The 14,284-nt window shown below is 67.2% G+C and carries 11 protein-coding genes; 7 read left to right on the top strand and 4 right to left on the bottom strand.

The features are described 5' to 3' along the window. Positions 1 to 13: 13 nt before the first annotated feature. The 4 genes from K6T56_00330 to K6T56_00315 form a co-directional block, all read right to left on the bottom strand. Positions 14 to 2,569, bottom strand: a complete 2,556-nt coding sequence (locus K6T56_00330) for a hypothetical protein (protein MCL6554785.1) — start codon at positions 2,567 to 2,569, stop codon at positions 14 to 16. Between the two features lie 170 nt (positions 2,570 to 2,739). Beyond that, entirely contained in the window at positions 2,740 to 3,309 is a 570-nt protein-coding gene (locus K6T56_00325) for a bacterioferritin (GenBank protein ID MCL6554784.1), read from the bottom strand. Between the two features lie 45 nt (positions 3,310 to 3,354). Further along, positions 3,355 to 4,287: a ZIP family metal transporter gene (locus tag K6T56_00320; GenBank protein MCL6554783.1), complete on the bottom strand. Its 933-nt coding sequence runs from the start codon at positions 4,285 to 4,287 to the stop codon at positions 3,355 to 3,357. Between the two features lie 36 nt (positions 4,288 to 4,323). Continuing rightward, a complete protein-coding gene (locus K6T56_00315) occupies positions 4,324 to 4,812 on the bottom strand; it encodes a GNAT family N-acetyltransferase (protein ID MCL6554782.1) in 489 nt (162 codons plus the stop codon). Positions 4,813 to 5,026: 214 nt separating this feature from the next. On the opposite strand from K6T56_00315, the gene K6T56_00310 reads away from it, so the two are divergent. From K6T56_00310 to K6T56_00280, 7 genes are all read left to right on the top strand, one after another. Beyond that, positions 5,027 to 5,605, top strand: coding sequence for an ANTAR domain-containing protein (locus K6T56_00310; protein MCL6554781.1), 579 nt, complete (start codon positions 5,027 to 5,029; stop codon positions 5,603 to 5,605). Positions 5,606 to 5,836: 231 nt separating this feature from the next. Beyond that, positions 5,837 to 7,135, top strand: a complete 1,299-nt coding sequence (locus K6T56_00305; GenBank protein ID MCL6554780.1) for an ABC transporter substrate-binding protein — start codon at positions 5,837 to 5,839, stop codon at positions 7,133 to 7,135. A 17-nt stretch (positions 7,136 to 7,152) separates the two neighbouring features. Then, positions 7,153 to 8,016, top strand: a complete 864-nt coding sequence (gene ntrB / locus K6T56_00300; GenBank protein MCL6554779.1) for a nitrate ABC transporter permease — start codon at positions 7,153 to 7,155, stop codon at positions 8,014 to 8,016. Positions 8,017 to 8,027: 11 nt separating this feature from the next. Further along, positions 8,028 to 8,819, top strand: a complete 792-nt coding sequence (locus tag K6T56_00295) for an ABC transporter ATP-binding protein (GenBank protein ID MCL6554778.1) — start codon at positions 8,028 to 8,030, stop codon at positions 8,817 to 8,819. A gap of 16 nt (positions 8,820 to 8,835) precedes the next feature. Further along, the gene (nirB, locus tag K6T56_00290) at positions 8,836 to 11,289 is read left to right on the top strand and encodes a nitrite reductase large subunit NirB (GenBank protein ID MCL6554777.1); all 2,454 of its coding nucleotides are present in this window, start codon (positions 8,836 to 8,838) and stop codon (positions 11,287 to 11,289) included. 3 nt (positions 11,290 to 11,292) lie between these two features. Continuing rightward, complete coding sequence (nirD, locus tag K6T56_00285) at positions 11,293 to 11,634, top strand: nitrite reductase small subunit NirD (GenBank protein MCL6554776.1); 342 nt, start codon at positions 11,293 to 11,295, stop codon at positions 11,632 to 11,634. Further along, complete coding sequence (locus K6T56_00280; protein MCL6554775.1) at positions 11,631 to 14,279, top strand: molybdopterin-dependent oxidoreductase; 2,649 nt, start codon at positions 11,631 to 11,633, stop codon at positions 14,277 to 14,279. Before nirD ends, K6T56_00280 begins: the two co-directional genes overlap by 4 nt. Positions 14,280 to 14,284: the final 5 nt, after the last annotated feature.

Genomic DNA, 14,284 nt, shown 5'->3' with positions numbered 1-14,284 from the left:
TGGCGCCGGCCGTTCACTCATCGCACACCCATTCCATTTCCGGCTGCCTGGGTTTCGCCTTCGGCCGCGCCTTGGGCTTAACGGGCGCGCGGGCCGGCTTGCCGGCCGTGCTGGCCGCTTTGGCCGCCGTCCCCTGGCTCGCTTTGCGCGGCGCGCTTGAATGGGCCGGCTTGACCGCGGCCGGCGCAGGCTGGGCCGCCTTGACCTTGGGCCGCCAATAGCAGCGTTTCGGCGGGGCCTCGGGTGTGCTTTGCGCAGGCCGGCAGTTTGCGATGCCGGGCGGACATTCCACCGGCTCCACGCCCGCCGCCTGGGGATTTAGGATGGCCGCGGCCACACCCCCCGCGAGCGCCCCCGCCAGCGGGCCGGCGCCGCCCGCCCCACCGCCCGTATCGGGGGCAGGGGAAGCCGATGAGGCGCCGCCAGCAGGCGTCCCCTCCGCCGGTGCGCCCTCCCCACAAGCCGTCGGCAGGGGCACCTGCACCGTGACGGGTGGCGCCTGAAGCGCCACGGGCGCCGTGATGCCGAGGGTGTTGGTGATCGGGCCCTGGCCGCAGGTGTGCGTGCTGCGGAAACAGAATTCCAGGGGCGAGGCGCGGTAGTGGGCGCGCAGCTCCGGCGTCACACTGGCACCGGGTACCAGGGCATACTCCACCTCCACGCGCAGCGGCTGGCCGTTGGTCTGGGGATCGATGGCGGCAAGGGGGGCGATGAGGCTGCCATTGGCCAGTGCATCGAAGGTCAGGATCACATTGCCGGCCGCATCCTTGACGCGCAGGATGAGTTTGCTGAACTGGGCGAGCGCAGCGTTGGCAATTTCCAGCTGCGTCCAGGCGAAGGGCCGCGGCCCGGAGCAATAACGCCAGGGCAGGAACACCTGTTCGTACACCCCCTCGGGACCGCCGCAGCGCTGCGCCTTGCCGTTGGCAAGGGGCTTGCGCGGATCGAAATTCCAGGTGGCGGAGGCATTGTCGCCCAGCACCCAGATGCAGCCCTGATCATCCACGTTGACCGCGTAATTCTTGGGCATGGCGGTCCACGCCAGGAAGGACGGGACCGGCGTGCAGGCCGCCTGTGTCGCCCAGTCCCAGCACTTCACCGACTGATCGCCCATGTGGTAGTCGGGAAAATAGGTACGCCCACCCACCGTCACCTCGGAGCCGAAACCCTCGTTGGAGGAGAAAGCCGGCATCACCACCGGCGGCGTGCTCGGCGCCCCGGTGGCCGCATCGACACAGCTTTGGTTCATGCCCATAAGGCGGGTGCAGACATGGCGGGCAACCCCCGCCGCATCGTAGTAGAGAAAAGTCGTCGTGCGCACCGCAGTGACGTTGCGCGGCACCACGGCGAAGCCGGCGCAGGGACCCTGCGTCGTGGCATCGAAACAAAACGTGCGCAGGGTCTTCCCCACCGCCGACCAACCACTCTGGGGATTGCTGTCCGTGGTGAGGTAGAGGCGCCCGCCGATCACCTCCCCGAACACCGCTGGTCCCCAGTAGTTGAAGGGCCCCGGCAGGGGGAAGGCGGCCGCAGGCAGGATAAAGCCCGTGGCGTAGGAAGACAGGCCCGGGCAAAAGACGGAGGGATTGCCGGCGTCCAGACAATAGAGCCTGCGGTCACCGCCAAGGAGGTAGAGGCGATTGCCAATCCGCCAAGGCCCCTTCACATAGGCTTCGCCGCTGTAGCTGGGCGCTAGCGTGCCCAGACGATAGAAACCGCATTCCTGATCCAGGTTGAGGTCATAGCAGCCAAGCCCGTATTCCCAGACACCGCCCGCGCCGCGCGCCGTCACCGCGTAAAACAGGAGACCACCCTGCAGGTCATACTCCTCGGGATAGAAGTTCACCGCCGAAGGCTGGCCGCTGCCATCGCCCTTTGGCAACTTCTTGGGGAACCCCGCACAGGGCATGCCGGTCGTGGTGTCCACACAACCGAAGGGCTTAGCGGTGTTCACATCGTTGGGCGGGAGCGCGCCGCCGATGTGGTGGTTGATGAAATAGATGCGCAGCACCCCCGCGCGCCGATAGGGGATGGGCATGAAGCCGTCACCGGAGCCGGCACCGGGGTTGAAGGAAGCGGGTGCCGCCGTGGGCAGGGTGGCGCTCATGTAACCGGAAAGGGGCGGCGCGTTGCCCGTCCATTTCACCCAGTTGTCCACCGGAGGATTGGCATTGGTGGTCCCCACCCACCCCGCGGGCTGCTGCAGGGAGCCCGGCAGAATCGTGGCGATCGGCCCGTCCACCAGGGTCACGCCGTTTTGCACGGCATTGGTATTGTTGGCGTACTGCACCACCCAGTCGATGGTGTAACCCCCGCCGGAAACGGGGCTCACCTGCACCGCCTGCTTGGCAAGGGGCGGCGTTTCCTCCGCCGTCTCGCTTTTCTTCACCGCATCGCGGATGGCCCCGAAGAGACTGCCCAGATCAATGGAAAGACCAAAGCCGCCGCGGGGTGCCGACGGCCTGGGGCTCCCTTCCTGCGGCACCACCTCTGCCAAAGCGGTCGCCGCGAAACACCCCAGCAAAAGCAGACCCAGCCGCACCGCGCGCGGCATTCTTGTTCTGTTCATTTCTGCGCCCCCTCACTGAAAGCCGTCCGCCCCCGTCCCGGTGCGCGGGGGTGGCGCTGGCGCCATTTTATACACGAAGTTGAGGCGCAGGCTGTCCCGGCGATAAAGCCCGCGGCGAAACCGCGGGCAACCCCTCATTGCGGAGACGGTTTGTGCGTCCCGGCCGCGCCTCAACGCGCAAGATCGGCGAGGAGGCTTGCCAGATCGTCGGCGTGCTCCTCCTCCATGGCGAGGATCCCCTCCAGCATGCGGCGGGTGGTGGGGTCCTTGTCACCGATGTAGCGGATCATCTCGCCATAGCTGTCGATGGCGATGCGCTCGGCAACGAGGTCCTCGCGGATCATGTCGATCAGGTCCCGGCCTTCCACATACTCGGCGTGGCTGCGGGAGGACAGGCCGTCGGGGTTGAAGTTGGGTTCCCCCTTCAGTTGCACGATGCGCGCGGCGATCTGGTCGGCATGCATCTGCTCCTCGTTGGCGTGCTGTAGGAATTCCTGCGCCACCGCATCGGCGTTGATGCCACTCGCCATGAAGTAGTGGCGTTTGTAGCGCAGGATGCACACGAGCTCCGTGGCCAGCGCTTCGTTGAGGAGCTTGATCACCGTTTCCCGGTCGGCCTTGTAGCCGGGGGTGACGGCGCCATCCTCGATGTGTTTGCGCGCACGCTCGCGCAACAGCTTGATGTCGGTGAGAAAGGCGCTCTCTGCCTTGGCGCCCGATTTGTCTGCTTTCCGCTTCATGGCTTCCTCCGTCAGGTGGGATGAAAAAACTTTTCCGTCACCGCCTCACCCCAGGGTGGTATCCAACACCATCATCAGCGCAAACCCCGCCATCAGCCCCAGGGTGGCAGGGGTCTGGTGCCCGTTGCGGTGGGTCTCCGGGATCACCTCGTGGGAGACGACGAAAATCATGGCGCCGGCCGCAAGCCCCAAACCGACCGGATAGGCGGCGGCCAGCCCGCCGGCAAGGCCCAACCCGAGCAGGGCTCCCACCGGCTCCATCAGACCACTGGCCACGGCCACCGCCACCGCACGCCCCGGCGGGAGGGCAGCCGCCTTGAGGGCCATGGCCACCGCCAGCCCTTCGGGAATGTCCTGCACGGCGATGGCCGTGGTCAACGGCAGCCCCACCGACCAATCGCCGCGGGAGAAGGCCACACCAATGGCCATGCCTTCCGGCAGGTTGTGCAGGGCGATGGCGAAGACGAACAGCCACACCCGCGACAGTCGCTCACCCCCCGCTCCGTGCACGCCGAGATGGGCGTGTTCGTGGGGCATGAAATCGTCGAGCCCCACCATGAGCGCCGTGCCGAAAATCAGCCCCAGCACCACCAGGCCGGCGCCGGCGAGGGGTTGGCCGGTGAGGGCGGCACCCGCCGCAAGTCCTGGCAGGATGAGGGAAAAGGCGCTGGCGGCCAGCATCATACCCGCCGCGAAGCCCAGCAGAATGTCTTCGACGCGGGAGGCAAGCCGCGTGAGGAAAAATGCCGGCAGGGCACCCAGGGCGGTGGCGAGGAAACCGGCCGCCCCGCCCAGCAGGGCGAGCCGGAGCGCCCCTTCAGCCTCCCCTGCAAAGAGGCGCTTGAGACTCACCACAAAAAGCAGCAGGACGGCGCCGGCACCGGCGATAAGCGCCGCCGCCGCATGGGGATGCGCCCGGGCTTGCGCGCGCCAGACACTGCGCCAGGCCGGGGCTTGGGAGTGGGGGGCAAGTTCCATGGCAACGTCGCCTCGCAAAACATTCCCCCGGGCAGATCAGCCGCCGGGACAGCCCGCCGCCGGGGCACACCAGTAACGGTGGGGATAGTCGCGCGCGGGATCCTGCACCGGCAACAACCGACACCCCGCGGCGGCGAAAAAGGGCGCTGCCTCTGCCTGGGCCTTCACCAGCACACCATCGAAACCCGCCTCCCCCGCGGCAGCACAGGCCCTGTATAGCAGCAGCCGCCCCAGGCCACGCCCCTGCCAGGCCGGGTCCACATAGAGCCCATGCAGCAACAGACCGCGTTGCCCCGACGGCAAATCCTGCGCCGCCGCGGGCTCCCAGGCGGCGACCGCCACCACTTCGCCCGCGCGCTCGGCCACGGTGAGCTCGAGGGCGGTGAGATCCGTTTCACGATAGCAATAAAGGGGCACCGCCAGACGCTTGACCCGCGGCGGCAGCCGCCAGGTGCCGATGGCCCGTTGGATCACGCCGTTGACGGCTGGTAGGTCGCCGGCCCTGGCCGGCCGCAGTGTGGCCATCAACGGCCTGTCCTTTGCAAATGTTCCAGCGCCCATCGGTCCTTGCCTCCACGCGGGTTCTCTTCGATCCGTATCCTGCCGCCCTGCACCCATATCTCTATTATGGTCACCGCCGCCTCGGGGTGTGATCGATTGTTCCCATGGTCTTCATCGATAGGCTCGATCGGCCGCCTGGCACAACGTTTGCATAGATTGCCCTTGTCCGCACACCGCCATGGAATCCCCCATCACCGTTCTGCTCCTGCGCGGCCACGACCGTTACTGGGAGGAGGCCCGTTCCTGCCTGGCCGCCATTGGCTGCCGGGTGGAGGTGTTTGACGGCCCCCTCTTCCGTCTGGAAGCCACCATTTCCGCGCTGCAACCGGATGTGATCATGGTGGCGGCGGATGCCATGGAAAGGGACACCCTGGAGAGCATCTGCCTCTTCGGCACGGCGCTGCCCCGCCCCATGGTGGTGTTCACGGAAGACCCGGACGTGGGCAAACTGCGCCGCGCGGTGCGCGCCGGCGTGGCCGCCTATGTGGTCGCGGGCCTTGCCCCCGAGCGGCTGTTGCCCATCCTGGAAGCGGCGCGCGTGCGCCACGAATCCCTGCGCAACCTGCATGCGGAACTCGAGGCGACAAAGCAACGACTCGCCGGGCGGGAGGCGGTGGATGCGGCCAAACGTCTGCTGATGCAGGAGGGGTTGAGCGAGAGTGAAGCCCATGCCCGCCTGCGCCGGCTGGCCATGGATGCAGGCATCACCAAAGCGGAGGCGGCACGGCGCCTTCTGCAACGGAGCCGCCGCACTTGAGGCGCACCAGGCCGGTGCGATGTTTGCGCCGTTTGCACCTTGGGCGGGCACGGCCTGCGGCGCAATGCCTTGAGGGATGCAGTTTTGCGCTCAAGGCGCCCTGGCACGTGGATTGCTTGACGTGAAAGCGAGCCGGTGCAATGGCGTGCCGGCTCGAAGATCGGAACGTTTTTCAGGGACAACGGCGTCCACCCCGCGAAGGGGGACGCCGTTTTGTTTTGGAGCACACCCATGGAGTCGTCAAACCGCACAAGCCCACGCCCAAGGCGCAGCGGAAGGCACACCGCACCCCGTGACCCGCACCGCCGGCGCTTCCTCAAAAACACAGGCTTGTCTGCCGCCGCCACCCTGATGGGGCTGGTACCGCCCGCAGTGCGCCATGCGGCCTGGGCGGCGGGATCGGATGCGCCGGAATTGCGCGAGGTCAAGGTGGGCTTCATTCCCTTGACCGACTGTGCCAGCGTGGTCATCGCCTCCGTCAAAGGTTTCGACGCGAAATACGGCATCCGCATCGTCCCCAGCAAGGAAGCCTCCTGGGCGGCGGTCCGCGACAAGCTAATCAATGGCGAGCTTTCCGCCGCGCACGTCCTCTATGGCCTGGTCTATGGCGTGCACCTCGGCATCGGCGGGCCGAAGAAGGACATGGCCGTGCTCATGACCCTCAACCGCAACGGTCAGGCCATCACCCTTTCCCGGCAATTGCAAGGCCAGGGGGTCACCGACGGCGCCAGACTCGCCAGATTGGTGCGGACGAAAAACCGGGAGTACACCTTCGCCCAGACCTTCCCCACCGGCACCCATGCCATGTGGCTGTATTACTGGCTGGCCGCCCATGGCGTGCATCCCTTCAGCGACGTCAAGGTGATCACCGTGCCGCCGCCGCAGATGATCGCCAACATGCGGGTGGGCAATATGGATGGCTACTGCGTGGGCGAGCCCTGGAATGCGCGCGCCATCCACGATGGGGTGGGCTTCACCGCCGCGACCAGCCAGGACATCTGGCCGGAGCATCCGGAGAAGGTGTTGGGCACCACCGCCGAGTTCGTCGAAAAATACCCGAACACCGCCCGCGCCCTGGTCAGCGCTGTGCTGGAGGCGTCCCGCTACATCGACACCCCGGCCAACCGCCGGGAAGTGGCGCAGATCATCGCCGCCAAGTCGTTCGTCAACACCGATGTTGCTTCCATCGAAGGCCGCATGCTGGGCCAGTACGACAACGGCATCGGGCGCAAGTGGCAGGACCCCCATTTCATGAAGTTCTACGACGAGGGGGCGGTCAATTTCCCCTATCTGTCGGACGGCATGTGGTTCCTCACCCAGCACAAACGCTGGGGCCTCATCAAGGCGCACCCGGATTACCTCGCCACCGCGCGGGCCATCAACCGCATCGACCTCTACCGCGATGCCGCCACCGCCACCCGCACGGCGCTACCGAAGGAGCCGCTGCGCACCTCCCGGCTCATCGACGGCGTGGTCTGGGATGGCAGAAATCCCCAGGCCTATGCCGACAGCTTTTCCATCAAGGTCTGAACGTGGAGCCCGCCATGATGCCTTATCCCACAGCAAAACCCTTTGACCGCCCGGCCCCGGTCCTGCCGCTGCCACCACAGCGCCGTGGCCATGCCTTGCGCCAGGCGGCCGGCCACCTGCGCCGTCTTCTCATCCCCCTTGCCGCGCCGATGCTGGGCCTTGCCCTGTTCGTCGGCCTGTGGGCAGCCATCGCCGCCGACGGCCGCATTCCGGGACCGCTGGCCACCTGGGAGGCGGCGCGGCAGCTCTTCGCCGATCCCTTCTATGACCGCGGTCCCAACGACCAGGGCATCGGCTGGAACCTCCTCTCCTCGCTTTCCCGCGTTGGCATCGGCTTCGGCCTGGCGGCGGCGGTGGGCATTCCCCTTGGCTTTCTCATTGGCCGTTTTGCCTTCTTCGCCGGCATGGCGGCACCCATCATCGCCCTGCTGCGCCCGGTATCGCCCCTGGCGTGGCTGCCCATCGGGCTGCTGGTATTCAAGGCGGCGCATCCGGCCGCCATCTGGGTGATCTTCATCTCCAGCATCTGGCCCATGATCCTCAACACCGCAGTCGGCGTCCGCCAGGTGCCCCAGGATTACCTGAACGTCGCGCGGGTGCTCGGCTTCTCCGAACTGCAGACGATCACCCGCATTCTTCTGCCGGCCATGCTCCCCGCCATCCTCACCGGCGTGCGGCTGGCAGTGGGTGTGGCATGGCTGGTGATCGTCGCCGCCGAAATGCTGACCGGGGGCGTGGGCATCGGCTTCTGGGTGTGGGACGAGTGGAACAACCTCAACGTGGAACACATCCTGATCGCCATCTTCGTCGTGGGCATCGTGGGCTTGGCGCTGGAGCAGCTCATCCTCCTCGTCGCCCGTCGTTTCAGCCCCGGCCAATGAGGAGACCCGCCATGGAAAAACACGTCGTGCTCGACCACGTCTCGGTCACCTTCGATACACCCCGCGGGCGTTTCGTTGCCCTGCAGGACATCACGCTCGCCATCGGCCGCGGCGAATTCCTGAGCCTCATCGGCCATTCCGGCTGCGGCAAATCCACCCTGCTCAATGTGATCGCCGGTCTGGTCATGCCCACTAGCGGCGCCGCCCTCTGCAGCGGTCGCGAGATTCCCGGCCCCGGTCCCGACCGCGCGGTGGTGTTCCAGAACCATTCCCTGCTGCCCTGGCTCACCGTCTTCGGCAACGTGTACCTGGCGGTACACAAGGTGTTCGGCGCCCGGGAGACGAAGGCAAAGCTGCGTCAGCGCACCGACGCTGCCATCGCCCTGGTGGGGCTTGCCCATGCGCGGGAGCGCTATCCCCACGAAATCTCGGGCGGCATGAAACAACGGGTGGGCATTGCCCGTGCGTTGGCCATGGAACCGGCGGTGCTGCTCCTCGACGAGCCCTTCGGCGCCCTCGATGCCCTGACCCGTGCCGCCCTCCAGGACGAGCTGATGCGCATCGTTGCCGACCGCCAGGTCACCGTGGTGATGGTGACCCACGACGTGGACGAGGCGGTGCTGCTTTCCGACCGCATCGTCATGCTCACCAACGGGCCGGCCGCCACCATCGGCGAAATTCTGACCGTGGATTTGCCGCGTCCGCGCTCCCGCCTTGCCCTGGCCGACGATTCCCGTTACCACCTGCTGCGCCGCCGGGTGCTGGAATTCCTCCACCAGCGCCAGTTGCGGCCGGCCGCCTGAGGAGCACACCATGGACATGCACCCTCCCTCCCGCATCCGTCTGGTGGTGGTCGGCAATGGCATGGCCGCCACCCGCCTTCTGGAAGAACTCCTGCGCCTTGCGCCCGACCGTTTTGCCATCACCGTTTTCGGTGCCGAGCCCCACCCGGGTTACAACCGCATCCTGCTGTCGCCGGTGCTGGCCGGTGAACAGGCCCCGGAGGAGATCATCACCCATCCCGCCGACTGGTACGCAAGCCACGGCATCACCCTGCGTCAGGGCGTGCGGGTCACCCGTATCGACCGCTGGCGGCGCGAGGTGCACGCCGACGATGGCTCGGTGGTGGGTTACGACCGCTTGGTGCTGGCCACCGGTTCGCGTCCCATCATCCTGCCGCTACCGGGTGCGCAGGCGGCGGGTGTGGTCGCCTTCCGTGACTTCGCCGACGTTGAGGCCATGCTTGCCCGCGCCCGTGCCGGGGCGCCGGCAGTGGTGATCGGCGGTGGCCTGTTGGGGCTGGAAGCCGCCAATGGTCTGGCGGCGCGCGGCATGCGGGTGACGGTGGTGCACCTGGCGCCGTGGCTGATGGAAAAACAACTGGACGAACCGGCGGCCGGGCTGCTCGCCCGGCACCTTGCGGGACGTGGGATCACCTTCCGCCTGGCCAGCCAGACAGAGGCCATCGAAACGGAGAATGGGGAAGTGCGCGGTGTGCGTCTGGCCAACGGCGAGGTGTTGCCCGCCACGCTGGTGGTGATGGCGGTGGGTATCCGCCCGGATACCGAACTTGCCCAGGCGGCCGGCCTCATGGTGGAGCGGGGCGTGCGCGTGCACGACACCATGCAGACGCTCACCGATCCGCGCATCTACGCCGTGGGGGAGTGTGTGAACCACCGCGGCGTGACCTATGGCCTGGTGGCCCCCCTCTTCGAGCAGGCCAAGGTGTGCGCCAATCACCTGGCGGAGTGGGGCATCGCCCGCTATGGCGGCTCGGCTGTCGCCACCCGCCTGAAAGTGACGGGCATCGATCTTTTCTCCGCAGGCCGCTTTCTGCCGGAAGCCGGCGATGAGACCCTGCTCTTCGAAGATGCCGGTCGTGGCGTTTACAAAAAGCTGGTGGTGCGCGACAACCGGCTGGTGGGCGCCTGCCTGTATGGCGACACCGTGGATGGCGCGTGGTATTTCGACCTATTGCGCGAGGGCACGGACATCGGAGCGCTGAGAGAGAGCCTGCTCTTCGGCCGCCCCCACGTGGGTGATGCCGGCACCGATCCCAAGGCGCGGGTCGCCGCGCTGCCCGACGGCGCGGAAATCTGCGGCTGCAATGGGGTGTGCAAGGGCGAGATCGTGCGCGCCATCCGCGACAAACAGCTCTACACCCTGGAAGAGGTGCGCGCCCACACCAAGGCCTCCGCTTCCTGCGGTTCGTGCACTGGTTTGGTGGAGGCCCTGCTCGCCCACACCCTGGGTGGCGAGTACGCGGCCAAACCCTCGGCCAAGCCCCTCTGCCCCTGCACGGAGGTGAGCCACGACGAGGTGCGGCGCGCCATCGTCGAGCAGGGTCTGAAATCCATCCCGGCGGTGATGCGCGCTCTGGGTTGGAAGACCGAGGACGGCTGCGCCAAATGCCGGCCGGCCCTCAACTACTACCTGCTCGCGGCGTGGCCGGGGGAATATCGGGACGATCCCCAGTCACGCTTCATCAACGAGCGCGCCCACGGCAATATCCAGAAGGATGGCACTTTCTCGGTGGTGCCGCGCCTGTGGGGTGGTCTGGTTACCCCACAGGAACTGCGCGCCATCGCCGACGTGGCGGAAAAGTACCGCGTGCCGGAGATGAAAATCACCGGCGGACAACGCATCGACCTCTTCGGCATCCGCAAGGAGGATTTGCCTGCTGTCTGGCGCGATCTCGCCGCTGCCGGCTTCGTCTCCGGTCATGCGTACGGCAAGGCGCTGCGCACCGTGAAAACCTGTGTCGGCAGCCAGTGGTGCCGCTTCGGCACCCAGGATTCCACCGGGCTAGGGGTTAAGCTGGAAAAACTCACCTGGGGTTCGTGGATGCCCCACAAGTTCAAGATGGCGGTGTCCGGCTGTCCCCGCAACTGCGCCGAAGCGACCATCAAGGACTTCGGCGTGGTGTGTGTGGAATCCGGCTATGAACTCCACGTGGGGGGCAACGGCGGCATCAAGGTCCGCATCACCGATCTCCTCACCAAGGTGGCCACCGAGGCCGAGGTGCTGGAACACTGCGCGGCTTTCATCCAGCTCTACCGCGAGGAAGCCCGCTACCTGGAACGCACCGCACCCTGGGTGGAACGCGTGGGCCTCAACTACATCCAGGAACGGGTGGTGCACGATGGGGCATCACGCCGGGCGCTTGCCGAGCGCTTCCAGGCCTCCCAGCAGCATGCGCAGCGCGACCCCTGGGCCGAACGGGCGCAAGGCCGGGAGGCCCATGAATTTCAACCTCTCGCCCACATGGAGTGAATCATGGAGGAACAGTGGATCGTCATCGGCCGTCTGAGCGACATCCCGCCGCGGGGCGCGCGGGTGGTCAGGCGTGCGGAAGGAAACATCGCCATTTTCCGCACCGCAGGGGATGAAGTATTCGCCCTGGACGACCGCTGCCCCCATCGGGGAGGCCCCCTCTCCCAAGGCATCGTGCATGGCACCAGCGTCACCTGCCCTCTGCACGATTGGCGCATCGATCTCATCAGTGGCCGCGCCATCGCCCCGGATGAGGGTTGTGTGGCGCGCTACCCCGTGCGCATCCGGGACGGGATGGTGGAACTCTGTGTCACGGCGTCGGCTTTGGCCCCCGAGGCAGCATGAAAGACGGAATCGCCACCACCTGCCCCTATTGCGGGGTGGGCTGCGGCCTCCTCGTGCGCCGCGTGGGCGAAAGGGTTGAGATCACGGGCGACCCCGACCATCCGGCCAACCGCGGTCGCCTGTGCGCCAAGGGCGCCTCCCTTGCCGAAACCCTCGGCCCGGAGGGCCGTCTCCTTTACCCGGAAATCCGCGGCGAGCGCGTGGACTGGGATAAGGCGCTTTCGACGGTGGCCCGGCAGTTTGCCGAGGTGGTGGATCGCCACGGACCGGAAGCCATCGCCTTCTACGTTTCCGGGCAGCTCCTCACCGAGGATTACTACGTGGCCAACAAGCTGATGAAAGGCTTCATCGGCAGCGCCAACATCGACACCAATTCGAGGCTTTGCATGTCCTCCCCCGCTGCGGCGCAGCAGTTCGCCTTCGGCGAGGACCTGGTGCCGGGATGCTACGAGGATCTGGAACAGGCCGACCTCCTGCTGCTGGTGGGCTGGAATGCGGCTTTCACCCATCCCGTGCTCTACCGACGCATGGCGGAAGCCAAGGAAAAGAACCCGGGCAAACGCGTGGTGGTGATCGATCCCCGGCGCACCGCCACCTGTGAGCTCGCCGATTTGCATCTGCAGCTTTCGCCGGGGAGCGATATCTGGCTGTTCAACGGCCTCCTGGAGTATCTCAAGCGGGAGGGGCGTCTCGACTGGACTTTCCTCGAAAACCACGTGCGTGGTTTCGGCGCCACCCTCGATGCCGTGAGCGGCCTGTCCATCCCCGAAGTGGCACGCCGCTGTGATCTGCGGGAGGCGGATGTCGCCGCCTTCTTCCGTCTCTTCGCCACCACGCCGCGAACCGTCACCGTTTTCTCCCAGGGCATCAACCAGCAGGTGACCGGCGTGGACAATTGCCTTGCCATCCTGAACGTGCACCTTGCCACCGGACGCATTGGCAAACCGGGCGCCTGTCCTTTCTCCATTACCGGGCAGCCCAATGCCATGGGCGGCCGCGAGGTGGGGGGACTGGCCACCCAGCTTGCCGCACACCGGGATTTTTCCGCCGCCAACCGACAGCAGGTGCAGGCCTTCTGGCAGGCGCCCCGCATCGCCGCCAGGCCCGGGCTCAAGGCCGTGGATTTGTTCGAGGCCGTGCATGCGGGGAAAATCAAAGCGCTGTGGATCATGGCCACCAATCCGGCGGTGAGCCTGCCCGAAGCGGAACGGGTGCGCTCGGCGCTTGCCCGTTGTGAGTTTGTGGTGGTATCGGACGTGGTGGCCGACAATGACACCCTGCGCCTGGCCCACGTCAGGCTGCCTGCCGCGGCCTGGGGAGAAAAGGACGGCACCGTCACCAACTCCGAACGGCGCATCTCCCGCCAGCGCGCTTTCCTGCCGCTGCCCGGCCAGGCGCGCCCCGATTGGTGGATCATCAGCCAGGTGGCCGCCCGCATGGGTTTTGGCCAAGCCTTCGCCTACCCCGGCCCCCACACCATTTTCCGCGAACACGCGGCGCTCACCGCGCTTTCCCCTGCCGGTCCCCGGCTGCGCCTTGACCCCTCGATCGCCGCCTCGCGGGAAGCCTATGATCTCGCCGGCCCCCACCAGTGGCCCGCTGGTGCGGCGCGCCTGTTCGGTGACGGCCGTTTCGCCACCGACGATGGCCGGGCGCGGATGAAGCCGGTGGCGCCAGCGCCAGCCGGGGAGGCCGCGGGACTCTGCCTCAACACCGGTCGCGTGCGCGACCAGTGGCACACCATGACTCGCACCGGCCGCGTGGCCCGGCTTTTTGCCCATACCCCCGAACCCGTCGTCAGCGTGCATCCACGCGATGCGGCACGCGCAGGGCTGAAGGAGGGGGCTTGGGCGTGGGTGGCCAACCGCCTGGGCCGTATCGCCGCCCGGGTGCAGATCAGCGCCGGCCAGCGGCCGGGCGAGATCTTCGTGCCCATGCACTGGAACGATCTCTTCGCCGCTGCCGGACGCGTCGGCGCCATCATTCCCGCCTGCTGCGACCCCACCTCCGGTCAACCCGCTTTCAAGGCAGCCCGGGTGGAGCTCGACCCGATTACCCCCGCCTGGCAGGCGCTGCTGCTGACGCGCCACCCCGTCACCCCTCCCGCCGGCTGTCTGTGGCACCGCGTGCCCGTTCCCGGCGGCTACCGTCTGCAGCTCGCCGGGTTGGCGAAGGGGACCGCTGCCCTGCCGCCCCTTGTGGCGGGGAGAGGGGAATGGCTGCGTCTGGAAGACCCCGCCCAGGGCCGGCTGCGCCTCGCCCGGCTGGTGGAAGGCCGGCTGGAAGCCCTGCTCTTCATCGAACCCGGACAGGGCCGCCTGCCCGATCCCACCTGGCTTGCCAGCCTCCTCGACCGGGAGAAGCTCGACACCGCCGACCGTCTGGCCCTGTTACGGGGTGAGCCGCCGGAAGGGGCGCCGCAGGGGCGGCTCATCTGTGCCTGCCACGGCGTGGCCGAGGGACGCATCCGGGAAGCGATCCGCAACGGGGCCACCACGGTGATCGAGCTTCAAGCGAGGCTCAACGCCGGCACGGGGTGTGGCGCCTGCCTGCCGGAACTCAAGCGGCTCATCACGGAAACGCCTTCGGCCCCAAGCCCTGCCTTCTGTCATCCGCAGGGGTGCGATACAATCGATGGATCTTGATTTTT

The sequence above is a fragment of the Burkholderiales bacterium genome (assembly GCA_023511995.1).
GTDB lineage: Bacteria > Pseudomonadota > Gammaproteobacteria > Burkholderiales > Thiobacteraceae > Thiobacter.
This window is presented reverse-complemented; position numbering and strand designations above follow the sequence as displayed.